Source organism: Klebsiella sp. V115_8, assembly GCF_029967715.1.
Lineage (GTDB): Bacteria > Pseudomonadota > Gammaproteobacteria > Enterobacterales > Enterobacteriaceae > Klebsiella > Klebsiella quasipneumoniae.
In genome coordinates, this window is sequence record NZ_JASCAR010000002.1 from 393500 (window position 1) to 419174 (window position 25675).

Here is a 25675-nt window from a genome sequence, read left to right on the forward strand (position 1 = left end):
CGGTCATACGCATTCCGCCGCCAGCCACTCGCTGAAGGCGCGAAAGCGCGGGCGCGAGCGGTTCTCCTGCGGACAAATCAGATCATAGCCAAAGGGAGATTCCGCCTCGTCTTCGGACAAGGCTACCAGTCTCCCGGTGGCGAGCAGCGGCTGGATCAGCGTTTTACGCCCCATCACGACCCCGAGTCCATTCAACGCCATCTCAATGGCCAGCGAGTGGTTGTTCACCGCGTAATACCGGCCGTCAAAGGGTAACGCCTGTCCGCTTTGCTGGCACCACAGGCGCCATTCGGCAAACTGATCCTGCACGTCGGTGGATTCGCAGGCATGGATCCAGACGATCGCCGCCGCGTCACCGCCGCTCAGCGGGCGATACTGCCGGCGATACTCCGGAGAGCAGACCGGCAGCAAACTTTCCGCCATCAACCGTTGTTGATAAAGATCGGGATAGCGCGTGGCGCCGTAATAAATCGCGAGGTCCACCCGCTCCTCGTTAAAATCCATCACCCCGGCGCGGACGCGAAACTGTAGATTTAGTCCCGGCCACTGGGCCTGGAAGCGGGGCAGACGCGGCATCAGCCAAAGATGGGCCAGGGTCGGCGCAATACCAATATGCAGCGTGCCGCGCAGATCCTGTTCGCGAATATCCTCAATTTCATCGTTAATCGCCCGCAGCGAATGGCTCAACGTCGTCAGCAGGCGTTTGCCTTCCTCCGTCAGTGCCAGTTTACGCGTCATGCGAATAAACAGGCGAAATCCGATATGCATCTCCAGCTTGCGGATCCGATGGCTGACCGCCCCCTGGGTCAGGTTCATTTCATGCGCGGCGAGGGTAAAACTCAAATGGCGGGCGGTCACTTCAAAGGTCTGCAGCAGCGCAAGGATGCTTTGTTGTTCAAGCACAGGTTGTCTCCCTTATGCATTAATTTGCTTCATGCATAGACCGATTTAATTCGTTTGTTACGCCAGTTTGGCCGGTTTTAAATAGTTATATCGTAACTAAACCGAGGTATACCATGTCAGGACTCAAAATTGTGGTGATTGGCGGCGGCTCCAGCTACACCCCGGAACTGATTGAAGGTTTGCTTAACCGCTATCACGAGATGCCGGTCGCTTCGCTATGGTTGGTGGACATTGAAGAGGGCAGAGAGAAAGTCGAGATCATCGCCGGACTGGCGCGGCGAATGATCGCCAAAGCCGGGCTGATCATCGAGGTGGTGGCTACCCTGGATCGGGAGAGCGCCCTGCGCGATGCCGATTTCGTCTGCTCGCAGTTTCGCGCCGGCTGCCTTGACGCCCGCATCAGCGATGAACGTATTTCCCTCAAGTATGGCCTGATCGGCCAGGAGACCAACGGCCTAGGGGGCTTCGCCAATGCCTGCCGTACCATTCCCATCGCCCTGGCGATTGCTGCCGATATGGAACGACTCTGCCCTGACGCCTGGCTGCTGAACTTTACCAACCCGTCGGGGATGGTGACCGAAGCGATCCTGCGCCACAGTCGCATCAAAGCCGTCGGCCTGTGTAATGTGCCGGTGATTATGCAAAAAGGGGTGACCACCCTGCTGCAATGCGCTGACGAAAAGGAGGTAGTGATGCAGGTCGCCGGTCTGAACCACTTTATCTTCGTGCGCCAGATCCTGCACAAAGGAAAAGAGTGGCTGCCGGAGGTCATCGCCGAGATCAATGCCGGTCGGGATCCGCTGGTGCCGCGCAACATTCCGCCGTTCCGTTGGCCGTCGCATCTCCTGCAGGGCTTAGGCATGATCCCCTGCGCCTATCTGCGTTATTACTACATGAAGGACGATCTGCTGCGTCAGGAGCTGGCGGAGGCGGGCGGCGAAGGGACCCGTGGCGAAGTGGTTAAGCAACTGGAAAAAACCTTGTTTGAACAGTACAGCGACCCGCACCTCGCGGTTAAACCGAAGGCGCTGGAGGGCCGTGGCGGTCAGTACTATTCCGAGGCGGCCTGCGAGCTGATGAATGCCATCTACAACGACAAGCGCATTATCATGCACGTCAACACGCGCAACAACGGCGCCATCAATGGCCTGCCGGATGACTGTGCGGTGGAGGTCAGCTCGCTGATCACCGCTTCCGGTCCGCTGCCCCTCAACGTGGCGCCGTTCCCTGACGATACCCTGCGTTTGCTGCAGCTGATGAAATCTTTCGAACAGCTGACCATCGAGGCCGCCATCACCGGCAACCGCCATACGGCGTGGCGCGCGCTGGTGCTGAATCCGCTGATTGTCAGCGGCGAGAAGCTCGAACAAGCGTTGGATGACGTGATCGGCCATAACCGCCAGTGGCTGCCTGCCTTCCATGCTTAACCCCCAATTAACCGGCCGGACGGCCGGTTAATTGACCACTGACCGCCTGACTTTACGGCGCAACGCCCATTTTTCCGCCATGCTGTCAATAATTGTTGACAGTTAGCTTCCCGAAAGTCCATTCCTGGCCTATTATTCTCCGGTCATTGGCACTTTTAGGGTGAACACTCCCATGCGTCTTGAAGTCTTTTGTGAAGACCGCCTCGGTCTGACTCGTGAATTGCTCGATTTGCTGGTGCTGCGCGGCATTGATCTGCGTGGTATCGATATTGACCCTATTGGCCGTATCTACCTCAATTTTGCCGAACTGGAGTTCGCCACCTTCAGCAGCCTGATGGCGGAGATCCGCCGTATCGCCGGCGTGACAGACGTGCGCACCGTGCCGTGGATGCCATCCGAGCGTGAACATCTGGCGCTGAGCGCGCTGCTGGTGGCGATGCCGGAGCCGGTGCTGTCGCTGGATACCAAAGGCAGGGTCGAACTGGCCAACCCCGCCAGCTGCCTGCTGTTTGGCCAAAGCCAGGCGAAGCTGCGCAACCATCCGGTGGCGCAACTGATCGACGATTTTAACGTCCAGCGCTGGCTGGAAAGCAGCCCGCAGGAGACGCTGGCGGAGCATGTGGTGGTGAATGGGCAGAACTACCTGCTGGAAGTGACCCCGGTTTATCTGGAAGGGGAGCATAACGAGCGAGTGCTGACCGGCGCGGTGGCGATGCTGCGCTCAACCGTGCGCATGGGACGCCAGCTGCAGACCATGACCAGCCAGGACACCAGCGCCTTCAGCCAGATCCTCGCGGTGGGGCCGAAAATGCGCCACGTGGTGGAGCAAGCGCGTAAGCTGGCGATGCTCAGCGCGCCGCTGCTGATTGTCGGCGACACCGGCACGGGTAAAGATCTGCTGGCGCACGCCTGCCATCTGGCCAGTCCGCGGGCGGGCAAACCCTATCTGGCGCTCAACTGCGGCTCCATTCCTGAGGACGCCGTTGAGAGCGAGCTGTTCGGTGACGCGCTGCAGGGCAAAAAAGGCTTCTTCGAGCAAGCTAACGGCGGCTCGGTGCTGCTGGATGAAATTGGCGAGATGTCGCCGCGAATGCAGACCAAGCTGCTGCGCTTCCTCAACGACGGCACCTTCCGCCGCGTTGGCGAGGATCATGAAGTGCACGTCGATGTGCGGGTGATCTGCGCGACGCAGAAAAACCTGGTCGAGCTGGTGCAGAAAGGGCTGTTCCGGGAAGATCTTTACTATCGCCTCAATGTCCTGACGCTGTATCTGCCGCCGCTGCGCGACTGCCCGCAGGACATTATGCCGCTGACCGAGCTGTTCGTGGCGCGCTTTGCCGATGAGCAGGGGATCCCCCGACCGAAGCTCTCCGCCGATCTCAGTACGGTGCTTACCCGCTACAGCTGGCCCGGCAACGTCCGCCAGCTGAAGAATGCCGTTTATCGCGCGCTAACCCAGCTGGAAGGATTCGAGCTGCGTCCGCAGGATATTTTGCTGCCGGACCACGACGTCGCCTCGCTGCCGGTGGGCGAGGAGGCCATGGAAGGATCGCTGGACGATATTACCCGCCGCTTTGAGCGCTCGGTATTGACCCAGCTCTATCGCAGCTACCCCAGCACCCGTAAGCTGGCGAAGCGGCTGGGGGTGTCGCATACCGCCATCGCCAATAAGCTGCGCGAATATGGTTTGAGTCAGAAAAAGGGCGACGAATAATCGCTGAACGCCGGCGACGCTCGTCGCCGGTATCCCGGCCTGCAAAGCGGGCTAAACCTGTATATACTGGTTTTTTAATCCTTTTTCCGGGGTGGTGCATATTGGCGTCGCGTCGCGCGATCGGGCAATGGCTGACATTGCTGCTGCTCTCAATTCTCTTTTCCTCGCTGCTGTTACGCATTCATCTGCCGGCAGCGCTGCTGCTGGGGCCGCTGATTGCCGGTCTCATTTTGAGCCTGCGCGGGGTGAAGCTGAGGATCCCCCGCGCCTGTTATCTGGCGGCGCAGGCTATCGTCGGCTGTATGATCGCCCGCGCCATTAACCCCTCCGTTTTTGGCGTGCTGTTCAACAACTGGGCGCTGGTGCTGGCGATCCTGTTAACGACCCTGGCGATCAGCGGCCTCACCGGCTGGCTGCTGGTCCGCTACAGCGCGCTGCCGGGCGCCACCGGCGCCTGGGGAAGCTCTCCCGGCGGGGCGTCGGCAATGGTAGTGATGGCTCAGGAGTACGGGGCTGATGTACGCCTGGTGGCGCTGATGCAGTATCTGCGAGTGCTGTTTGTCGTCGGCGCGGCGGCGCTGGTGGTGCGCTATGCCCTGGGCAACGAGGCGCAAACAATGAGCCAGGCTATCGTCTGGTTTCCACCGTTGACCCTTCATTTCCCTTTAACGCTGCTGCTGACAGCGGCGGGCTGCTGGCTGGGCGTGCGGCTGCGCATTCCTTCCGGCGCCATGCTGCTGCCGATGCTGCTCGGCGCGCTGGCCCAGGGGGGCGGCTGGGTGATGCTGGAGCTGCCGGAGTGGCTGCTGGCGATGGCCTACGCGGTGCTGGGCTGGACGGTGGGACTGCAGTTTAACAAGGCGGTGTTTCTGTTGGCCCTGAAGACGCTGCCGCAGATTATCGCCTCCATTCTTGGGCTGATCCTGATGTGCGCCCTGATGGCACTCGGCCTGACCCACATTCTGCAGATGGATTTCATGACCGCCTATCTGGCCACCAGCCCTGGCGGACTCGACACGGTGGCGATTATCGCCGCCGGCACCCGGGCGGATATGTCGTTTATTATGGCGCTTCAGACGCTGCGGCTGTTTACCATCCTGCTGACCGGCCCGGCGATGGCGCGGGCTATTTCCCGCTATGCGCCGCGGCAATAAAAAGCCCCCGCAGAGCGAGGGCTGAGTACATAGCATGTCCGCAGGCGCGATGCCCCCGGGCAGTCTGTTATCAGGCTTTCAGGGCGGCCAGCGCGGCGTCGTAGTCCGGCTCTTCGGTGATTTCGTTCACCAGCTGGCTGTAGACAACCTGATCGTTTTCATCGATAACGACCACCGCGCGAGCGGCCAGGCCCGCCAGCGGACCGGCGGCGATGGCGACGCCGTAGTCAGCGAGGAACGAGGCGCCGCGCAGCGTGGAAAGGGTCACCACGTTGCTCAGGCCTTCCGCGCCGCAGAAGCGGGACTGGGCGAACGGCAGGTCAGCGGAAATGCACAGCACCACGGTGTTGTCCAGTTCAGCGGCCAGCTGGTTGAATTTACGCACTGATGCGGCGCACACGCCGGTATCAATGCTCGGGAAAATATTCAGTACTTTACGTTTGCCGGCGTACTGGCTCAGCGCGACGTCAGAGAGATCTTTGGCGACCAGCGTAAACGGCTGCGCTTTAGCGCCTGCCTGCGGAATGGTGCCCTGAACAGAAACGGGGTTGCCCTGGAAATGCACGGTTTGTGACATGGTTATCTTCCTGTTTACATATAGTTAACGTCGCGAGTAGTGTATGACATCCGCCAGCTACACGGCAAACCCTATTTAACATTTACCAGAGAGGACAAGGGAATGCGCAACGTGCGAGTGTATGAGGAAGCCTGGCCGCTCCACACCCCCTTTGTGATCGCCCGCGGCAGCCGCAGCGAGGCAAAAGTGGTGGTGGTGGAACTGGAAGAGGACGGTGTGAAAGGGGTGGGGGAATGCACCCCGTATCCCCGCTATGGCGAGAGCATCGCTTCGGTCATGGCCCAGGTGATGGCGATCGGCGAACAGCTGGAGGCGGGACTTACCCGCGAACAGCTGCAGCGGCTGCTGCCGGCAGGCGCCGCGCGCAATGCCATTGACTGCGCCCTGTGGGATCTGCAGGCGCGGCGCGAAGGCAAAACCTTGCCCCAGCTGCTGGGGGTGACGTTGCCAAACCGGGTGATCACCGCCCAGACGGTGGTCATTGGCACGGCGGATCAGATGGCGGCCAGCGCCGCGGCGCTGTGGCAGAAGGGCGCTCAGCTGTTGAAGGTGAAGCTCGACGACCGGCTGATCAGCGAGCGGTTAATCGCTATCCGTCAGGCGGCGCCGGAGGCTACGCTGATTGTCGACGCCAATGAATCCTGGCACAGCGAGGGGCTGGCGGCGCGCTGCCAGCTGCTGGCGGACCTCGGCGTGGCGATGCTTGAGCAGCCGCTCCCTGCCGACGCCGATGCGGCGCTGGAAAATTTCGTCCATCCGCTGCCGATTTGCGCCGACGAGAGCTGCCATACCCGGGAGAGCCTGCCCAGGCTGCGCGGACGCTATGAGATGGTCAATATCAAACTGGACAAAACGGGCGGCCTGACCGAAGCGCTGGCCCTCGCCGAGGAGGCAGAACGACAGGGCTTTGGACGGATGCTGGGCTGTATGCTCTGCACCTCGCGCGGGATCGCCGCCGCGCTACCCCTGGCGCCGCTGGCGCGCTTCGCCGACCTCGACGGCCCGACATGGCTGGCGGTGGACGTCGAGCCGGCGCTGCGGTTCAGCACCGGCGTGCTTCATCTTTAAGCCTGCCAGCGCAGCAGGTCGGTCATCGCCGGCAGGTAACGCTCGGTTGCCTCGTCGGCGGAGACCGGCGGGAACTCAGCGGTAATGCAGGGGAGTCCGATATCAGCGCACCAGCTGCCAAAGGAACCTGGGGTGTCGTAGCCCACGCTGCCGACCAGCGGTAGTGAGAAGGCGTCGGCCAGCCAGTGTCCCAGCGGGCTGTGTCCCGGGTCTTCGATGCAGGCCAGCGGATCGTGAAAGGAGACCACCCACGCCGGATGGATCTGATGGATCAACTGACACAGGGCCTGGGTCTCTCGCTCCGAGCCCGGCTGTTCGCCGGTCAATAACACCACGTCTCGTTCCGTCGCCGCGCTGTTCCAGCGGTACACCGTTTCCCCTTGTCTCCAGTTAGCGGCCGGAAAGTTACGGTTGAGGTCAACGCCGCGGGCGTTGGCGCGCAGCCCGAGCTGACAGCCGTCAGGATTGACCGTCAGCACCACGTGGTGGCGGCGCAGCTCCGGCTTCAGGGTGCGCAGGGCGCAGGAGAGGGTCACAATCGACGAATTCTCATCGCCGTGGGTGCCGGCAATAATCAGGCCGCTGCGGCTGTCGGCCATCGGCGCAGGAAACCACAGCAGCGGCGCGCCCAGTTCCGAGCTGCCGTACTGCCGGGTCCCCGGCGGAAAGTCGCCGCGCTGCGGGCGAGGACGTGAAATAGACATAGGGCTTCCTGTGTGTCGTTATTATGTAGTGTTGGCGAAAAGCGTGTTGGAATCAAACCCATTCCCTGAGGCGTGAAATCCGACGGCACATCAATTTTCTATCATATGTTGTTTGCAATTTCAGGTGATGAAACAAATAATTATCGCTCTGTTGGCGGTGTTTTTTTCTCATTTTAAAGGGGATCTTATGAAGTATCCTGTCGCTTTGACATGCGGCGCGCTGTGGTTAGCCAGCGTATCTTCTCTGGCCTGGGCGGCGGACGTACCGCCGGGCACGGTACTGGCGGAAAACCAGCTGTTAGTGCGCCATATCAAAGATGAACCCGCCTCGTTAGATCCCGCTAAAGCGGTGGGCCTGCCGGAAATCCAGGTGATCCGCGATCTGTTTGAAGGTTTAGTCAATCAGGATGCGAAAGGCAACCTGATCCCGGGCGTGGCGACCCGCTGGCAGAGCAACGATAACCGCGTCTGGACCTTTACCCTGCGCGATAATGCCCGCTGGTCCGACGGCACGCCGGTCACCGCTGAGGACTTCGTCTATAGCTGGCGGCGTCTGGTGGACCCGAAAACCACCTCGCCGTTTGCCTGGTTTGCCGCGCTGGCGGGGATCGCCAACGCGCAGAACATCATTGACGGCAAAGCCGCGCCGGAGACCCTGGGGGTCACCGCCGTCGACGCCCACACCCTGCGGGTGCAGCTGGATAAGCCGCTGCCGTGGTTCAGCAACCTGACCGCCAGCTTTGCCTTCTACCCGGTACAAAAGGCGAACGTCGACAGCGGGGCAAACTGGACGCGGCCCGGCAGCCTGGTGGGCAATGGCGCCTATGTTCTGAAAGATCGCGTCGTGAATGAAAAGCTGGTAGTGGTGCCCAACACCCACTACTGGGATAACGCCAAAACGGTGATCCAGCAGGTCACCTTTGTGCCGATCAACCAGGAGTCCGCCGCCACCAAACGCTATCTGGCCGGCGATATCGATATCACCGAATCTTTCCCGAAAAATATGTATCAGAAGCTGCTGAAGGATATTCCGGGGCAGGTGTATACCCCGCCGCAGCTGGGCACCTACTATTACGCCTTTAATACCCAAAAAGGGCCGACGGCGGACGAGCGGGTGCGACTGGCGCTGAGTATGACCATCGATCGCCGGGTGATGGCGGAGAAGGTGCTGGGGACCGGGGAAAAACCGGCCTGGCGCTTTACCCCGGACGTAACGGCGGGCTTCACGCCGCAGCCGTCGCAGTTTGAGAGCATGAGTCAGGCCGAGCTTAACGCTCAGGCGAAAGCCCTGTTGGCTGCCGCCGGCTATGGCCCGAATCGCCCGCTGAAGCTGACGCTGCTGTATAACACCTCTGAGAACCACCAGAAGATTGCCATCGCGGTGGCGTCGATGTGGAAGAAGAACCTCGGCGTGGAAGTGAAGCTGCAGAATCAGGAGTGGAAAACCTATATCGACAGCCGCAACACCGGCAATTTCGATGTGATCCGCGCCTCGTGGGTAGGGGATTACAACGAGCCGTCCACCTTCCTGTCGCTGCTGACCTCCACCCATAGCGGAAATATCTCCCGCTTTAACGATCCGGCATACGACAAAATCCTCGCCCAGGCGGCGGTGGAAAACTCAGCCAAAGCGCGTAACGACGATTACAACGCGGCGGAGAAGATCATTATGGTCAAAGCGCCGATTGCGCCGATCTATCAGTACACCAACGGTCGGCTGATTAAGCCGTGGCTGAAAGGCTACCCGATCACCAACCCGGAAGATGTGGCCTATAGCCGTACCATGTATATCGTGAAGCACTGATCGGTACTGGTTTCCTGATTACGCCACGTAACCACGTATAAACCCAGAACTGGCGCGGCTTGCGGCGCCAGTTATTTATTAATAAGTTAATCAGCCAATTGAGAATTTGGTGCTTTAAGCTTTGCCAGAACTTAAAATTTATATCGTCATTTCCTATAATGATGAACCAGAACTAAATAATATTCGATGTTCGAAATATATAAAAAAGCTGTCCTTTGCATATTATATGTTCAGTAACTGGTTGCACCGAAGATCGACTTAAGTGAAAATACCAGTTTTCTGTAATCCTGAATTACTAACAATGTACATTGATTTCATATGTCCGGTATGTTCGGTAGCACCATAGAATAGACGAGGGGAAACTATTTCTGTTATAACTGTCTGAAATAATCTTTGTTAAAGAAGGAAATTAATGATGGCAAACATACTTCGCTCAATACCTATGCTATTAGTGATTGGTTTTAATCTATTGCTGGCCATCCTGTTTAGTTTGATCTATGCCAGGAAGCATCCCGAAACTGATCTATTCATCATCATAACATTTACTGGTATGTTATTAATTTCCACATATATTATAAATTTCTACTCTGTTCCGACCTTTGCAACTAGTGAGAAAAAGAAAATAAAAGGTGTCTTTCCCGGACGAAGAGGTAAGCTAAAAAGAATTATTACAGACTCGATGGTACTAATCCTGGTTTTTTTTGTATCAGGCTCAATAGTATTTTCAGGGAGTGATTTGAATTATGGTCTTACTCTCTTAGCCATTTCAACAGGCTATTTTACTTTCTTGTTTGTTAATTATTATTTTTTGTGTATGTCAAGAGTAAAAGAAAAGATAGTCAAAATAATAAATAAAATCCTTTTTATTGTGTTCTCGATTATATTGTTTTTTTCTAAGATGATTGCAAATGGTTTTGTTAAAGAGTTTTTTGATGTTGATATCGCTAAAGTTCCTTATATTAGTTGGTCATTCTCGATTCTGTTTGCCATTCCATTTTTTTTGATTACTTCCCACGTGGGGGGGATGATTTTAGAAAGTACAACAGATTTATTCAGGATAAGAAAAATTAAAGTGCCTTCGATGATTCATTATTCGATACTTTGTTTATCTTGCGTTTTTTTTAGCATTAGTTATATTTCTTATTTGGGTAGCGCAGGTTGGTTATTTAATGCTGTGACCAAAAAGATTTATTCTTATGATACCAGGAGCTCTTTTCAATGCAATAATAAGTACTGGACGATTCCAGAGTTAGGGAAAGATGCGAGGTATCTCGCTGAAACATCTGATAGTTACCGTGTTATCTATATTAGAGGGAATAAAATTAATGTGGAAGTGGTAAAATGTGGAAAAAAAGAAGGATATATCCGTTTTCCCATTGAAAATGCTAACGATATATTAAAAAAGCCGGTTCCACAGGGAGGCTGACTCACGTAAGGCTGCGAATATTGAGTCTTGATTTAGTGCGGATAGAGGTACATCTTGCCACAGTTCTAAACACGATCCAGGTTAGCGCTCACGGCGCTGATGGCGGTCTCGGGAATGATGATTGCCCTGGCGTCCAGCTATCCAGTTTATATGCTGGGCAGGGCGCTCATTGGGATCGTCATCGGCGGCTTCTGGTCTATGTCGGCCGCAACGGCCATTCGCCTGGTGCCGCAACGTCAGGTCCCCCGCGCATTGGCCATCTTTAACGGCGGCAACGCGCTGGCCACCGTTGTGGCAGCGCCGCTGGGCAGCTACCTGGGGGCCACCGTCGGCTGGCGCGGCGCCTTTTTATGTCTCGTCCCGCTGGCGATGGTGGCCTTCGTCTGGCAATGCGTTAGCCTGCCGTCGATGAAAAGCCAGCGCGCACCACAGCCGCAGGGAACCGTGCTGGGTTTGTTCCGCCGCTCGACGGTATTCCTTGGATTGCTGGCCTGCGGGCTGTTTTTTATGGGGCAGTTTACCTTATTTACCTATGTGCGACCGTTTCTGGAGACCGTGACCCGAGTCAGTTCCTCTGGTCTGTCCCTGATATTGCTGGCGATGGGTACCGCCGGTTTTGTCGGCACGCTGCTTATTTCAAGCGCTCTGAACGCCCGGTTTTATCCGACGCTGGTGGCTATCCCTTTGGTCATGGCCGCGATTGCCGGAACGCTTCTGCTGGCCGGATACCACCCGGGATCAGTCGCCGTACTGTTAAGCTTGTGGGGCCTGCTGGCGACGGCCGCGCCCACCGGCTGGTGGATGTGGATTGCGCGGACGCTGCCCGAGGATGCGGAGGCGGGCGGTGGTCTGATGGTCGCCGTGATCCAGCTATCGATTGCCCTCGGGTCAACGGCAGGCGGCCTGGTGTTTGATATCCTGGGATGGCGCAGCAATTTTGCACTGAGCGGTCTGTTACTGCTGGCGGCGGCAGGGGCGACTTTTCTGCTCTCTGCCAAAATCAGCTCATCTCAGCGCACGCCGATTAATGAGCTGGATGCATAAGTCAAATCACAAATGACAGGGTAATCACGGCGACGTTTATGGCCTACCATGATGGTTAAACAAGATGAGGGCTGACCATGGAATATTGCGTATTAAGTAACAACCGTAAAATGCCGATGCTGGGTTTTGGCGTTTTTAAGGTGACCGATAAAGCAGAGTGTAAGCGGTCGGTGCTGAACGCCATTCGCACCGGCTACCGCCTCATCGATACCGCCGCCGTCTACGATAATGAAGATGCGGTGGGGGAAGCCGTTCGCGAAGCCATCGCCGAAGGTCTGTGTACCCGCGAGGCGCTGTTTATTACCTCCAAACTGTGGGTTCAGGACATGGCCAACGCCGGAATGGCGAAAGCCGGGATTGCCGCGTCCTTAAAAAAATCCGGGCTGGAATACTTCGATCTATATCTGTTGCATCAGGCGATGGGCGATTATTTCAGCGCCTGGCGCGCGCTGGAGGAGGCTTATGAAGCCGGTACCCTGAAAGCGATCGGTGTGTCCAATTTCTATGCCCATGTTTTAGCTAACTTCTGCGAAACCGTCAGAATCAGGCCGATGGTGAATCAGGTCGAACTGCATCCTTATTTCGCCCAGCCCGCGGCGCTGGAAACCATGAAGCACTATCACGTTCAGCCGGAAGCCTGGGCGCCGTTAGGCGGTGGCAGACATAATCCGTATGAAGAGGCCATGCTGCAGGAGATTGCCGATGCCCACCAAAAAACCGTTGCTCAGGTGGTCCTGCGCTGGAACGTGCAGCGAGGCGTCACGGTCATTCCTAAATCCACCCGCCAGGAGCGTATTGAAGAGAACTTTGCCATCTGGGATTTCTCGCTCACCGCGCGCGAAATGGCGCAAATTAGCGATCTGGATTTAGGTTACGTTGGCGAAGCAGTGAAACACTTTAACCCTGAATTCGTTCGCGGCTGTCTGGGGGTGAAAATCCACGACTGATCGTGGCTCAGCGTGAAGCCTGCTTCATTTAGCTGCCTGCGCCGCGGCGACGGGTTCGGTATGCTGGTTAGCGCCCACGCGTGTGCCGCGACGGTTGTCGATGCGGTAGTCGACCGTCACGGGCTGCGGGCCGGCGGGGGTGACGGTCAGCTCCCTGATCATCTGGCCGGCGTCCGGCGGCAGGGTCCGGGTGGTTTCCCCCTGAGCGAGCATCTGGCCATTTTGCCTGACCTGCCAGGTCAGGCGACAATCCTCGCAGGTCGTCCAGGTATCGTTAATCGCCCACAGGCGCACCGTCGCCGGGCTGCCCTGACGCCAGCTGGCGGTCACCGGCTCGATGGATGGCAGGATCGGCTGATAGGCGCGCTGCAGGGCATAGTAACCCGCCTTCGGCTGGCGCAGATAATCCACCACCCCCCAGTTGATGGAGGGCCATGTCTCGACAAACATAAAGTGGAACAGGGCGGTCACCGGCTGATAACGTTGGCGGCGATAGCTCTCCGCTGCCAGCGCCACCAGCCTGGCCTGATACGCCTGGGTGTTTTCAATCATCTCCTGAATAGTGTTGCCTCGTGGAATACCGGCAAATTTAAAGGTCTGGAAAGGCTGAAAATTATGGTACTTCCATCGCACCCAGCCGGGGTCGTCGGCGGCGGTGGTTTTCGGCCACAGCAGACGGGCCGGGATAATGGTCTTCAGGGTGGAGAGGCGGGGCAGCGCCTGGGCGCCAAACTCGGAAATAATCCCGGTTTTCGCCGGGGAGAGCAGGTCGCGCAGGGTGCCGAAATACCAGCCCGCCCAGTAGTGCTCTTCAACAGCGGAAAAGCGATGCACGATGCGGGAGGTATCTTCCGCCAGCGCATCGCCCACCCGCTGCGTCAGGGTCTGGTTTAAGGTTTTACGCCAGTCGGGGAAGCGTTTCTCCATCCACGGCGAGTTCCACGGCGGCTCGTTGTGACCGCCCCAGACAATAATCGCCGGCGAATTACCGAACTGGTCCATCATCGCCCGGGTCTGGCGCACCGCGTTATCGGCAAAGGCGACGCTGTCATCATAACCCCACTGCAGCGGAACATCCTGCCAGATCATCAGCCCCATCTCATCGGCCACCTCATACAGCGCACGGCCCGCCACGTGGCCATGAACGCGGATGGCGTTGGCGTTCATGGCCGTGACTAGCCTGAAATCCCGGCGATATTTTTTCCGCGTCATGGTGCTCAGCCACGGCGAGCCAATATAGTTGCTGCCCTTGATGAACAGCCGTTTGTCATTGATGCGCCAGCCCTGATTGTCCGCCAGCGCTTCCACCTTACGTAATCCGGTGCGGGTGACGGCGGAATCCATGATCCCCCGGTTATCCGCGAGGGTGGCGCGCACCCGGTAGAGGTTAGGTTTGCCAGCACCCACGGGCCACCAGAGCTTTGCCGAGGGCATGGGCAGCGAGACGCGCAGGACGCCTGCGGTGTTCTCCAGGGTGACCGCGAAGGCCTGTTGAAAACGCGGGCCGGAAAAATTGTCCGGGGTGGCCGTCAGGCGCAGCGTGACGGGGCCGGGGGTCACGGCGCGATAGCGGATTTCGGCACGCAGAATGGGCTGCTCCAGCCCCTGTCGCCAGTCCGGACGCAGGATCACCTCGTCGAGGGTGACGCCGCGGCTCAGATGGAGCTTCACCGGCGCCCAGATCCCCCCGGAATTGGCATCCTGCCCCTGAACCGACCAGGCGCCGCCCGGGCGGGTATCGTGCTGGTTCAGGATCCCTTTCATCAGCGTTTTGTGCAGCGGCCAGATCGTTTGCGGGTCTTCATAGGGGCTGTCGACCCGCACGGCGAGCTGATTATGGCGGCGAACGACCCCGGTGATGTCCACCGGGAAGCGCTGAAAATACCCTTCGTGCCGGGCCAGCGTCTTGCCGTTGAGCGCCACCTCGGCAAAGTAATCGACGCCGTCAAACACCAGGGTGGCCATGGCGTCCGGCGTCAGGCCATGCAGGGTAAACTGATGGCGATACCACAGGGCGCCCTGATGATCGTATCCGGCGCTGTACCAGTTTGCCGGTACCCGCAGCGTGCGCCAGTCGCCATCCGAAGCCTGCGCGCCGTCGAAGGCGCTGTCGTTGGCGTCATGCACCCGCCATTGTCCGGCCAGTGACCAGGTCACCGGCGCTGAGCCGGCGTGCGCCAGCGGCAGGCAAACCACCAGCAGCAGAAGACGTCTAGCGATCACGGGGAGCCTCCTGCATTCTGCGGCGCAGCCACAGGCGGCAACCCGCGATCGCCTCGGCCAGCGTGTTTTGCAGGTCGCCCGGCACGCTCTGGTCGGGCGAGGCTGCCTGGCTCTCCAGTTGCTGGAGCACCCCGGAAAGGCGCTGAAAGCCAAGGGTGGCCGCCTCGCCGCGCAGTTTGTGGGCGGCGCGACGCCACGTCTCCCGGTCATTAGCGTTAATGGCGTGGGTAAGGGCGGCGGCGGCAGCGTCAAGCCCAGCAGCGAAGAGCCCCAGCAGCTCCTCGACCAGCTCAGGATCGCCGGCGCACTGTTTCAGCAGGCGGGCCTCGTCCGGCAGGCCTTCCTCTTCCTTCGGACCGCTATCTTCCGCCGCGCCGACGCGGGCGATGGCCTCCCGTAGCGCCTCCTGGCTCACCGGTTTGGCGATATAGCCGTCAAAGCCCATCGCCAGACAGCGCTCTCTATCGCCCTGCATCGCGTGGGCGGTCATAGCCATCGCGGGCTGGTGCTCCCGGCCGAGCGCCTGCGTCTCTTCGCGCAGCAGGCGGATGGCGGTTTCACCGTCCATCTCCGGCATTTGCAGATCGATCAGCAGGAGATCCCAGCAGTCGGCGCGCCAGCGCGCCAGCGCCTCCCGGCCGTTGTTCACCACTTCGCAGCGGTGGCCAAGCTGTTCCAACAGCCGTCTGGCGACCTTCTGATTAACCAGATTGTCCTCGGCCAGCAGAATATGCAGCCCGGCCTGCTCCCTGACCGGTTCCGCAACGGGGGCTGGCGCTGTCGCCACCACCGGCGTGGGAACCAGAATGCCGGCGATAACCTGATGCAGTTCGCGCTGCGCCACCGGTTTATGCAGATAGTGAGCAATGCCGATGCGCTTGAGCATATTGGCGTCAAAATGGCGGCTCATGGAGCTGAGCATAATAATCTGGCTTTGCCGGGCCTCGGGCAGGGCGGAAAGCTCCAGCGCCAGGGATACGCCGTCCATATCCGGCATCTGCGCGTCCAGCAGGATCAGCGGCCAGGGCGGCCCTTCGGCGGCCCGGCGTAGCGCCTCGCCGGCGTTGTCCACGCAGCTTGGCATCAGCCCCATCTGGCGAAGCATGGCGTCGAGCAGGCGCAGGTTGGTGCTGTTGTCGTCAACCACCAGCACCCGCTGGTGGTTAAAGTGGCCCAGCGGGGCGCTGTCGGCGGCGGCGTGCAGCGCTGCCAGCGGCAGGGTGAAGGCAAATTCGCTGCCCGCCCCGGGCTGGCTCTCCACCGTCAGCTCGCCGCCCATCAGGCTGACCAGGCGGGCCGAAATGGTTAACCCCAGACCGGTGCCGCCGTAGCGGCGGGTGGTGGAGCTATCGGCCTGGCTGAAAGCCTCGAAGATCGCCTTTTGCTTCTCCGGGGCGATGCCGATGCCGGTATCGCGAATGCGAAAGCGCCAGCGGTTTTCGTCGCCGGCCGGCGCTATCGCCAGCAGAACCTCCCCCTGATGCGTGAACTTCAGCGCATTACCCAACAGGTTGGTCAGGATTTGCCGCAGCCGGGGGCCATCGACGATCAGCACCTCGGGCACCGCTGGGGAGATATCCACCAGCAGCTCAATGCCCTTTTCGCTGGCGGCAGGCATATGCGGGCGGATCAGCGACTGAACAAAGGGGCGGATCTCCAGCGGCTCTTCGTCCACCTGCATCTTGCCCGACTCAATGCGTGAGAAATCAAGAATGTCGTTAATAATGTGCAGCAGCGACTGGGCTGAGCTCATCACCAGCGAAAGGTACTCCCGCTGCTCCGCGGTCAGCGGCGTGTCGAGGCAGAGCTGCGTCATGCCGAGAATGCCGTTCATCGGGGTGCGGATTTCGTGGCTCATATTGGCGAGGAAGGCGCTTTTCGCTTCGTTCGCCTCGCGGGCTTCCTTCGCCGCCTCAATGGCCAGCAGCTCTGCGGCTTTGCGCCGGGTAATATCCTGCAAGGTGCCGATCACCCGCTCTGCCTGCTGCTGCATATTGAGGGTGACGATCTGCCCCGAGAGCAGCATCCAGCGCCAGCCCTGCGTGGGGTGCTGGACGCGAAGTTCACATTCAAAAACCGGCATATGCTCGTTTTGCGAGGCGATCATCGCCTGTTGCAGGGTGGCGCGATCGTCCTCGTGGACCAGATTGAGCATAAAACGCAGTGGAAAGCGCCACTGCGCCCGTGACTGGCCGACCATCGCCAGCAGAGTGTCATTGACCTGCAGGCTGTCGCCGGAGACCTGCCAGTCCCAGATGCCGATCTGGATCGACTCCGCGGTGAATAAAAAGTCGTCGTGAAGCTGGTGACGCGAGCGTCGGGCCTCGTCAAGCTCGGTGATGTCGGTATGCAGGCTGACAATCCCGCCATCCGCCAGCCGCTGATGCTGAACGTAAATCCGGCGGTTGCCCGACTGACGGACCTCGCAGTGGTTCGTCTGGCGGCAGTTGCGGATTATCGCCTCGCGCAGCGTCTGTTGCCGGCCTGGGTCGATGTTATATCCGGCATCGATAAACTTCTCCGCCAGGCTCTCAAGAGAGGCGCCGACGGCGAGCCAGGGCGCGATCGTTGGATAAAACAGCGCCACCTTATCATTCCAGGCCTGCAGTCGTTCACGCTCATCGTAGATCATCACCGCCGAGGGCAGGAGGTTGAGGTCGGTACGGTTAGCGGCATGCATGATTACTGGCCAGCGGTTTGATAGTGGAGCTCCGCCTGGCGGCGCAGATACTCAAGCCCAGGGGCGATGGCCATTGCCCATGCGGTGAGGATCTCCTCATCGCACAGCGGATCGCTGGCGCGGACGGTTTTGAGCATCGCTTCCCGCCAGAGGGCAAAAAAACGCGGCGGCAGACGCAGGCCTTCCTCGCTCTGCGCCCGCGCCAGCCGTTCCAGGAAATCGGGTACAAAGAGGTCGCCGTTGACCGCCAGCATGGCGAAAAAGCTTTTAAAGATCATCTGCTGGCCCTCTTCGCCGGAGCGTTGTGAGAAGTGCTGCTCGGTTTCAGCAGACATATGGATAAAAGTAGTGTAGAAGGCCTCGAAGAAGCGCTGTTTGTCGTGCTCCGGTACGACGCGATTCAGGCTGGCTTCAAAGAGATCGCGATAAAACTTCATGGTGCGCTCCTCATGACCCGTTCGCCCGGCAGGCAGCGGCGGGGCGGGTTAAATTCGTCCGTCGCGCGGCGGGAAAAATAGCTGTTGTCATCCGCGAGGCCGTTTTTGAACAACGGCCCGGCGTTGTGTTTGTAAAACAGCGCCTCCAGCACCATGGCGTTGGTGGAGAGGGTGAGGGTGGCGTTGACGTCGCCGGTGGCCTCGACCCGACCTTCAAACCAGCCGCGCTGCGGGTCGTTAAGATGGGTAGTGACCGCCATCAGCGCATCGGTATACTCGGTTTCCCACAGCGTCCACAGGACAAAGACCGCTTTGGTGGTCACCTGCGCCAGCCGGGGGTAGTATTTCCCGTCGTCCCCGAGCGTATTCCAGGCGTAGCCATTTCCCCAGACGGTGTCTTCCACGTGCCAGGGCGCCTGGGTAAGCGAAAAATCGGCCCGGGCGGTGAGCACCTTATCCTGCGTCCAGCGCGTTTTCTGGCTGAGCCATATCCCTTCCGCCCGGGCGCGCATGGCTTTTTGTACCTCTTCCGACACGCCAGGCGGCTGCCAGCCGAACTCCAGTCCCGGCAGCATGGCGGGCAAAGTGGAGAGCACCACGGGCTGCCAGGTGGTTCGCGGGTCGCGGTCGTCAACGGCGAGGCGGCGCTGATAAATAATCACATGGCGCGCCGGGGGAGAGAGAGCCTTACCGGCCGGAAATCCCCACAGGCGGAACGCGCTGGCGGCGTATTCACTGTCTCCCAGCCGGAGCTCCTCGCGGATCGTCCGCTGCCCGTTCTGCAGTGAGGCGGACCACAGCTCACCGTCTTTATCGATCACCGGACAGAAGTTCCAGCGCAGGATAATTTTATCAATGTACTCGCCATACTGCGGCGCGCGTTCGGCGGTGAGCCGCAGGGCGAGCATCAGTCGCGCCATATCTTTCGCTGACCAGCCGCTGCCCGCCGGTTTGCCGCTGAAGTCGACAGGGGTCGCCGTCTGAGTGGAGTATAGCCTGCCCGGCGAACCGCCGTCGGTCAGCGTCAGTCGATTGAGGGTGCCGAGCAGGGGCGTCAGGCGGGCGTCGAATTCCGCTTCCTTTACCAGCCCCAGCTCTCTGGCGGCGAGCAGGGCGATAAGGGTGTCGCCCATCTGCCATAGCGTCGCGCGGGGCTGTTTGTCGCTGCCGTTGACCAGGCCGGTATGCGGCTGGGTATTGTTCTCGACGTACCTCCAGGCGATCTGCGCCCACGTCCGCTCCTGCGGCGTCAGGCTGCTGATACGGGCGGTGGTGTGCCAGCCGCCTTTAGTCAGCCAGCGCCACCCCGTGCCTTCGCGACCAAACAGCGCCAGGGCGATAAGCAGCAGGACGACGGCGACGGCCAGACAGCGGGCTAGGGTTTTAAGCATTGCGCGGTCACCGGCGGAAGTTTAACGGGCTCGTCAGCCTTGCAGGCGGCGCACTGGCAGGCCTGGCAGGCGGGTTGGGTGCGCTGCGTGGTCCCGGTCTGCTCGCACCATGTTTTGACGGCCGGGGTGTTGCTCAGGAACGGGCGATTGCGCGGGCCGTTATTCGGTTCAAAGAGATCCACCAGCTTCTTGTCCCACAGCGACGGGGCGAAATTGCGGTTTTTCGGATTGTCGCTGGAAAACTGCAGCAGTTTGCCCTCTTTTTTAAACAGCAGCGCTTCCAGCATGATGCCGTTATTGTTGGCGGTAAATTCATTGATTGGCCCGTCGCCATTCTCATACAGCCCCTCGTAATAGCCTTTACCCGCTTCGTTCGCGTTTTCAATGGCGTCCAGCAGACGATCGGTATAGGGCGAGTTCCACAGCACCCACATCCCCATCGCCGCTTTGAGCGACACGGCGGCGCTGTTCGGTACGAACTGGCCTTTGTCGGTTATGGTGTTCCAGTTAAAACCATCGCTGAACACCGTGTCATAGACAAAGTACGGGGATTTATCGAGCTGATGCTCGGAGCGGGCGGTGAGGATCCCGGTGATGGCGTAGCGATTCTCCTGGGCCTGATAGACCCGGTCGGCAAAGTTTTTCATCCATGGATGGGAGTACTCGCGCGGGCTGTTGTTCCGGTCAGCAGGATTATCAAAGCCAAACTCCATGCCATACAGCACGTAAGATTCACTGACCACATAGTTATGCTGGCTGGTTTGCCGCGGGTCGCGCGAATCATAGGGGACCAGCACGCAGTAAATCTCCGCCAGCTCGTAGGGCTGCGGCCGGCTGGCCTGACAGGTGTTAAATCCCCACAGTTGAAAGCCCGCCGCGCCGTACTCCTCGTAGCCCAGGCGGCCTTCCTGAACGTATTTTGGCTGGCCGTTTTCCAGATACGCCCCGTACAGCGTGCCGCAGGGATCGACCACATGGCTGAAATCCCACCCCAGCACCACGTTATCGATGCCGTTGCTGTATTCCGGATAGCGCTCCTTGATCACCTTCAGCCAGATCAGCATTCTGCCGATATCCAGCGCCGAATAGCCGATTTCGCCCGGCTTGTTCTGGTAGTTCACCTTCTGTCCACTCACGGTGTTATAGGCTTTGTTGGGCAATTCGTTACGGAATAAATCGAGCTTATTCAGCGTGGCGAGAAACTTCAGCATCCGACGGTCGAACTCCGCCTTATCAATAATCCCCAGCTCACGGGCCGCGGTCATCGCGGCCAGATAGGAGGCGCTGTCCCACATGGTGGTGGAGGGGTATTTGTTCACCGCATTGACCAGCCCGGTGGTGGGCTGAAAGTTGGCGACGAAATATTGCCAGGCGTTTCTGGCGATAGTCATCTCCCTCGACGTCAGCTCCCCGCTGCGCGGGGCGTATTCCGTAGCCGGCAGACCGGTCGCGGCCTGCGCGCCGGAGAGCGAGAGCCACAGCGCCATGAGTCCGGCCAGCAGGGGAAAACGGGATAAATAGATCAGCTTCATGGCGTTGCTCCTGCTGAGGACGAGGGGAGAGGGGCAGGGCTCAGGCAGGCCAGACACAGCATCTGCCCCCGGGAAATGTAGGCCAGGCTTTCCAGCACGATCGCGTTGGTATCGCCGTCAATAACGTCGTTGACGCTGCGGTTGAGATTTAACCCGCGCTGCCAGCCCCTGCCCGGGACCTGCAGCGTCTGGACCTGCTGGCGCAGCGCTTCGCTCCAGCTATTACGGAACAGGGCGTACCAGGCAAAGGCGGTGCGGGTGGAGGTGATCGCCGATTGCTCCGGGGCGGCGCTGCGCGGGACGAAGGCGCTCTGCGGCTGCCGGTCCGCCAGCGCGCTGGCATAATCCGGCGCGGGCTCGGCGTAGTCGGTGCTGACCGGCGGCTTGCTGACCCTCAGGCTATGACGGCGCTGCTGGATTTGCATGATGCGCCAGGCGATCTCCGCGCTCTGCGCGTCAAAGCCCAGCTCAAGCCCGGTGAGCAGGTACGGCAGGCTGATCAGCGAAGGCTGCCGACCCCAGGGCGTGCGCAGCCCCTCGTCGGGCACCATGATGCCGTCGATATCGATCATCTGCTGCCCCTGCGGCGGGTTGGTCACCGCCAGCCCCGCGGCGCTGTCGATCAGCCGCAGCGTATGGCTGGCGTACAGCCGGTAGCCAAAGCTGTCCCGCGGTTCATCCGCCGCCAGCGCCCAGTGGTGCAGCGGCGCCGCGGCCTGGCTGGCGGGGCTGTTGCTGATGAGCGCGCCGACCCGCCACTGATTAAACAGATCCCGCACCGCGGCGGCGTGCTGAGGATAGCGCCAGAGCAGCGTTTGCAGGGCGGTGAGCAGGCGTCCCATACCGATGGCGGAGGAGTCCGGGCTGCCGAGGATCTGCAGCGTGTCGGCATGGTACTGAGCGGCGGGCAATTCCTGGGCGTTGAGGGGCAGTTGACCGAGCGTAAACAGGGCGGCGGCAATGCGCTCATCACCTTCGGCGGCGGTCACAATATGCAGCTGCTCTGCGGCGACCACGGCGAAAAGATAGCTGCCGACGCTCCACAGGCTAAGCCAGGGTTCGCCATCGTGTGCGTTGGCCAGACCGTTTGGCTGAGTATTATTCACATAATACTGCCAGGCCACTCGCGCCCAGATCGCCTCGTCAAAGGTCAACTCGCGCGGGGCAGGGAGCGGCGGAAAATCCTGGCTCAACGTCATCCCACCGCTGCTCTCGACGCGCGCGGGCATCTGTTTTTCCACCCACACGACAATCGCAAAACCCAGCAGGAAGCCAATGAGGATGGTGAGGTAGCTGCGGGCGGGGAGCAGGGCATCGCGGATCCTCATCGACTTGCCTCCTGCTCTTCGGGGGGCGTCCATATGGCGGCGAAGATCAGCGGCAGCATGGCGGCAATATTCACCGCGCCCCAGAAAATGTTGATGACGTACCCGGAGGGGTCGTCAACCTGCCCGCGCGCCACCTGGATGCCGCCCCATAGCAGCCCCGTCAGGGTGAGTATAACGATGGCAATTTGCGGCTTGACGAGATAGAGAAAACGGCCCGTCTGTCGCTCTTTTGGCGTGACGTGAAATTTGATCTGTTCCCCGCGCAAAACGGTGTTTAGCGCCCGCAGATTCATCGAGAAAAAGGAGAGGTAAGAGGCCCGGCCGTCCCAGGCCGAAATACCCCAGGTGCCGAACATAAAGGCCAGTTCGGAGACGATAAAAAAGGGTAAAAAGTGCAGATAGAAAGGGGTAGACCACGCCGACACCGGGGGAATGCCGGTGAAGAGATAAATAATGGGTGAAATCAGGAACACGGTATTCCATACGCAGGCCAGATAGGACCAGAAGGTGGTCGCGTACATCAGCGTTTGCGGCAGCGAGAGTTTAAAGCGGCGGCGGCTGAAAATGTTGTCATGGAACAGGATATCCAGCGAACCGGCGGCGTACTTAAAGCGCTGGATCATCCACGTCAGCATATCCTGCGGCGAGAGCATTTTCGACTCGATCCGCGGGTGCATTACCGAGCGCCAGCGGCGGGCAGCGTCGCCGTGCAGCAGGATGGAGGTATAAATATCTTCCGAGACGTGGAACTTATAGGGCGTCAGTTCAGTATCGAAGGCCACGTGGGGGCGCATGGCCTCCTGCAGCGCTTCCCGCGTTGCCGGGTCGCGAATATCCCGCGTATGACGCGCGATCTCGGCGTCAACGCTCCAGACGTAGCTGCGCAGCGCGGCCTGCATCACCGCTTCCCGCCGGTGAACGGAGGCGGCGCCACAGCAGAATGCGGCATTAGCCCAGTTGCGGCGCCGTAAAATCACGTCGTAAAACATGCGCGGATCGTTGAAAAACGGATCGCGACCAATGGTCACCGGACCGACGATTTTCTGCGCCAGCCAGCCCACGCCGTAGCCTGCGCCGCCCGCTTTACGCCGGAGCCAGCGCGCCAGATCCTCCCCCTCCGGGAGATCGAAAAACCATTGCGGGGTCTGCACCCAGGCGACGTCCGGATCGCGAAAATAGCCGAGCGTATTGCTCAGCAGGGTCGGGAAAACGCGGGTATCGGCATCACAGATGATCAGAAAGTCGCCATCGGTATGTTCCAGCCCGTTGCACAAGTTACCGGCCTTATAGCCGATATTGCTCTGACGGGTGATATAGTTCGCCCCCTCCTGCTCGCAGACCGCCTTCATCTCCGGGCGACGCCCGTCGTCAAGAACATGCACCTTATAGTCGAGCGGACCGGGATAGGTCATCCGCATAGCGTCACGGATCGACAGCCTGACCAGCTCCACGTCTTCGGAGTAGGTGGCGATAAACAGATCGACTTTAATCGGCCTCGACTCCACCGCTTCATCCGCTCGCAGACAGTCGTTAATCTCCGTCGGGGGGACGCCTGGCGGAGGATCTTTTTCCTGCCATAAATTAATGGTGAACAGGACTGTGCCAATCCACGCCAGGGTTTCCGCCAGCGCCAGCGGAACGGCATACCATAGGGCGTCGGTATTTAAAGACGCGGTCCAGCGCCAGTAAATATAATTGGCGCCGAGAACCAGGGCGGCCACGGCTAATACCTGCCAGATCATCCTCACCCAGCGCGGGGTGCTGAGCGGCTCAGGCGGTCGACGATGTTCAAAACGGGAAAAATAAAAATCCATAGCAAGGATATCCTGATTCCGCGCTGAGTTTGAATGACTGGTCTGTTATTGATTGGCGGCGTTCTGCAGAACGCACAGGGGCTTATAAATAACAGTAAAGTGAGTGTAGATGGTGGCGTAAAAATTTCAACAGCGCGAAATGATAGTCACCGGGATGACTTAACATAGTGTGATGTACGCAGGCGGAATTTATAAAATGAGCATTGCAAGATAGCGCATTCTACACTATCTAAATAATTTGTAATAAATGTTGCAGGGTAGACGACGGGATCCCTCATGAGCCAGGTTGTTTCAGCGATTTCGCAAAAAGAAACTGATAAATCAACGGCCTGGCGTTACTCTCTGACCGGGGATCGCGACCTGCGTATCGACTTTATGCGCGGTATTGCTCTCGTGATGATGGTGGTGGCGCATACGGAAGTGATGTCGATATTTAATATTTTCAGCTGGGAACGATTTGGTTTGACCACCGGTGCCGAGGGCTTTGTGATCCTGTCCGGCTTCATGTTAGGGATGCTAAATCGTGTCAGATTACAAAAGGCAGTATTACTGACGGTGAGCTGGGGGCTTTATCTTCGCGCCTGGAAAATATATCAGGTTAATATTATTATTATTGTCTCTTTTCTTTTGCTGAGATATTTACCTCATATTAATGTCTATGAAGTCACTCATTTTACCGACCGCTTTTCCGGGACCAGTTGGTCGCTTTATCCGCTAACCCCACAAATAAAAGAGACGTGGTTTAACATTATCCTTTATCTGCAGATTGGCCCGCATCAGACGCAGATCCTCGGTCTCTATATTTTTTTGTTATTGCTCAGCCCGCTGTTTCTCGGCATGCTGCAAAAGGGTCACGTCTACCCATTACTGGGCGTCTCGCTGCTGATCTACGGCTGCTGGCAACGCTGGCCGGTACGGGTGACGCCCTGCGAATTTGAATTCGCCTTTCCCCTGATGGCCTGGCAATTTATCTTTGTGCTGGGAATGTGCTGCGGCTGGTACAAAGCGGAACTGATCTCTTTCGCCCGCACGCCGCCCGGCAAAGTCGCCGTCGCGGCGCTGGTGTGCATCGCGCTTATCCTTGCGTTTGTCGCCCAGAATCATACCAATCCTTTTATGCCGCCCGCGCTGCTGATGCACGTGATCCCACCGGCGGAATTTAACGCCTTTTACCATACCTGGGCGGCGAAAAACGGCCTCGGGCCGGTACGGATCCTTAATGATATCAGTCTGATGGTCACTATTTATCTGCTGTTGACCTGGTGCTGGCGCCCCCTGAACTGGCTGGCAGGCTGGTTCCTGATCCCGCTCGGGCAGCGTTCGCTCTACACCTTTATTTTGCATGTTTACATCGTGCTCGCCGTAAGCCAACTGGTCACCTTCGATCTGTGGCGCCAGGCGTGGATAGTGAACACCTTGATCCATGCCGCCGCGCTGGGCGTACTGTGGTTGATGGCCAAATACCGCGTCGCCGCACGCTGGATACCTAACTAAGGAAGGGC

Annotated in this window: 18 protein-coding genes and 2 pseudogenes; 10 read left to right on the forward strand and 10 right to left on the reverse strand. The window is 59.0% G+C overall.

The annotated features are described in order from the left end of the window. Nucleotides 1-3 precede the first annotated feature (3 nt). Nucleotides 4-873: a LysR substrate-binding domain-containing protein gene (locus QLG03_RS04320; protein ID WP_223825673.1), complete on the reverse strand. Its 870-nt coding sequence runs from the start codon at nt 871-873 to the stop codon at nt 4-6. Between the two features lie 143 nt (nt 874-1016). On the opposite strand from QLG03_RS04320, the gene QLG03_RS04325 reads away from it, so the two are divergent. The 3 genes from QLG03_RS04325 to QLG03_RS04335 all read left to right on the forward strand — a co-directional run bounded on the left by QLG03_RS04325 (nt 1017) and on the right by QLG03_RS04335 (nt 5198). Continuing rightward, a complete protein-coding gene (locus QLG03_RS04325) occupies nt 1017-2330 on the forward strand; it encodes a 6-phospho-beta-glucosidase (RefSeq protein WP_186977519.1) in 1314 nt (437 codons plus the stop codon). 172 nt (nt 2331-2502) lie between these two features. After that, nucleotides 2503-4044, forward strand: coding sequence for a transcriptional regulator TyrR (gene tyrR / locus QLG03_RS04330; RefSeq protein WP_023289362.1), 1542 nt, complete (start codon nt 2503-2505; stop codon nt 4042-4044). Between the two features lie 101 nt (nt 4045-4145). Beyond that, nucleotides 4146-5198: an AbrB family transcriptional regulator gene (locus QLG03_RS04335; protein ID WP_023289363.1), complete on the forward strand. Its 1053-nt coding sequence runs from the start codon at nt 4146-4148 to the stop codon at nt 5196-5198. A 70-nt stretch (nt 5199-5268) separates the two neighbouring features. Here the strand turns inward: QLG03_RS04335 and tpx are convergent, their stop codons facing one another. Then, complete coding sequence (gene tpx, locus QLG03_RS04340) at nt 5269-5775, reverse strand: thiol peroxidase (RefSeq protein WP_008805229.1); 507 nt, start codon at nt 5773-5775, stop codon at nt 5269-5271. A gap of 102 nt (nt 5776-5877) precedes the next feature. On the opposite strand from tpx, the gene ycjG reads away from it, so the two are divergent. Beyond that, complete coding sequence (gene ycjG, locus QLG03_RS04345; RefSeq protein ID WP_048297345.1) at nt 5878-6843, forward strand: L-Ala-D/L-Glu epimerase; 966 nt, start codon at nt 5878-5880, stop codon at nt 6841-6843. Here the strand turns inward: ycjG and mpaA are convergent. Then, nucleotides 6840-7547, reverse strand: coding sequence for a murein tripeptide amidase MpaA (gene mpaA, locus QLG03_RS04350; protein WP_032452569.1), 708 nt, complete (start codon nt 7545-7547; stop codon nt 6840-6842). The genes ycjG and mpaA overlap by 4 nt on opposite strands. A 72-nt stretch (nt 7548-7619) precedes the next feature. Between mpaA and QLG03_RS04355 the strand changes: the two are divergent. The 5 genes and pseudogenes from QLG03_RS04355 to QLG03_RS04375 all read left to right on the forward strand — a co-directional run bounded on the left by QLG03_RS04355 (nt 7620) and on the right by QLG03_RS04375 (nt 12768). Then, nucleotides 7620-7738: pseudogene (locus tag QLG03_RS04355) on the forward strand (hypothetical protein). Next, a complete protein-coding gene (locus tag QLG03_RS04360) occupies nt 7735-9351 on the forward strand; it encodes a peptide ABC transporter substrate-binding protein (RefSeq protein WP_023289366.1) in 1617 nt (538 codons plus the stop codon). Before QLG03_RS04355 ends, QLG03_RS04360 begins: the two are co-directional and overlap by 4 nt. Before the next feature lie 415 nt (nt 9352-9766). Then, entirely contained in the window at nt 9767-10777 is a 1011-nt protein-coding gene (locus QLG03_RS04365; protein WP_227665980.1) for a hypothetical protein, read from the forward strand. A gap of 87 nt (nt 10778-10864) precedes the next feature. Further along, a pseudogene (locus QLG03_RS04370) lies at nt 10865-11821 on the forward strand (MFS transporter); the annotation flags it as partial. Nucleotides 11822-11898: 77 nt separating this feature from the next. Continuing rightward, a complete protein-coding gene (locus QLG03_RS04375; protein ID WP_023289371.1) occupies nt 11899-12768 on the forward strand; it encodes an aldo/keto reductase in 870 nt (289 codons plus the stop codon). Between the two features lie 24 nt (nt 12769-12792). Here the strand turns inward: QLG03_RS04375 and QLG03_RS04380 are convergent, their stop codons facing one another. The 7 genes from QLG03_RS04380 to QLG03_RS04410 are packed head-to-tail and all read right to left on the reverse strand — an operon-like array spanning nt 12793 to nt 24173. Further along, nucleotides 12793-14991, reverse strand: a complete 2199-nt coding sequence (locus QLG03_RS04380; protein ID WP_044522487.1) for a glycoside hydrolase family 2 TIM barrel-domain containing protein — start codon at nt 14989-14991, stop codon at nt 12793-12795. Next, nucleotides 14981-17671, reverse strand: coding sequence for a response regulator (locus tag QLG03_RS04385; protein WP_255987353.1), 2691 nt, complete (start codon nt 17669-17671; stop codon nt 14981-14983). The genes QLG03_RS04380 and QLG03_RS04385 overlap by 11 nt, the downstream gene beginning before the upstream one ends. A gap of 2 nt (nt 17672-17673) precedes the next feature. Further along, nucleotides 17674-18108, reverse strand: a complete 435-nt coding sequence (locus QLG03_RS04390) for a hypothetical protein (protein ID WP_023289374.1) — start codon at nt 18106-18108, stop codon at nt 17674-17676. After that, nucleotides 18105-19499 (reverse strand): DUF3131 domain-containing protein, encoded by a 1395-nt coding sequence (locus tag QLG03_RS04395; RefSeq protein ID WP_255987356.1) that lies wholly within the window; start codon nt 19497-19499, stop codon nt 18105-18107. The genes QLG03_RS04390 and QLG03_RS04395 overlap by 4 nt, the downstream gene beginning before the upstream one ends. After that, the gene (locus tag QLG03_RS04400; RefSeq protein ID WP_233672870.1) at nt 19484-21031 is read right to left on the reverse strand and encodes a DUF3131 domain-containing protein; all 1548 of its coding nucleotides are present in this window, start codon (nt 21029-21031) and stop codon (nt 19484-19486) included. The genes QLG03_RS04395 and QLG03_RS04400 overlap by 16 nt, the downstream gene beginning before the upstream one ends. Continuing rightward, on the reverse strand, nt 21028-22359 hold the full coding sequence (locus tag QLG03_RS04405; protein ID WP_255987359.1) for a DUF3131 domain-containing protein: 1332 nt from the start codon (nt 22357-22359) through the stop codon (nt 21028-21030). The genes QLG03_RS04400 and QLG03_RS04405 overlap by 4 nt, the downstream gene beginning before the upstream one ends. Further along, nucleotides 22356-24173 (reverse strand): glycosyltransferase, encoded by a 1818-nt coding sequence (locus QLG03_RS04410; protein ID WP_282473601.1) that lies wholly within the window; start codon nt 24171-24173, stop codon nt 22356-22358. Before QLG03_RS04410 ends, QLG03_RS04405 begins: the two co-directional genes overlap by 4 nt. A 276-nt stretch (nt 24174-24449) precedes the next feature. Here QLG03_RS04410 and opgC point away from each other — a divergent pair, with 276 nt between their 5' ends. After that, a complete protein-coding gene (gene opgC / locus QLG03_RS04415) occupies nt 24450-25667 on the forward strand; it encodes an OpgC domain-containing protein (protein ID WP_023289379.1) in 1218 nt (405 codons plus the stop codon). The last annotated feature ends 8 nt before the right edge of the window (nt 25668-25675 follow it).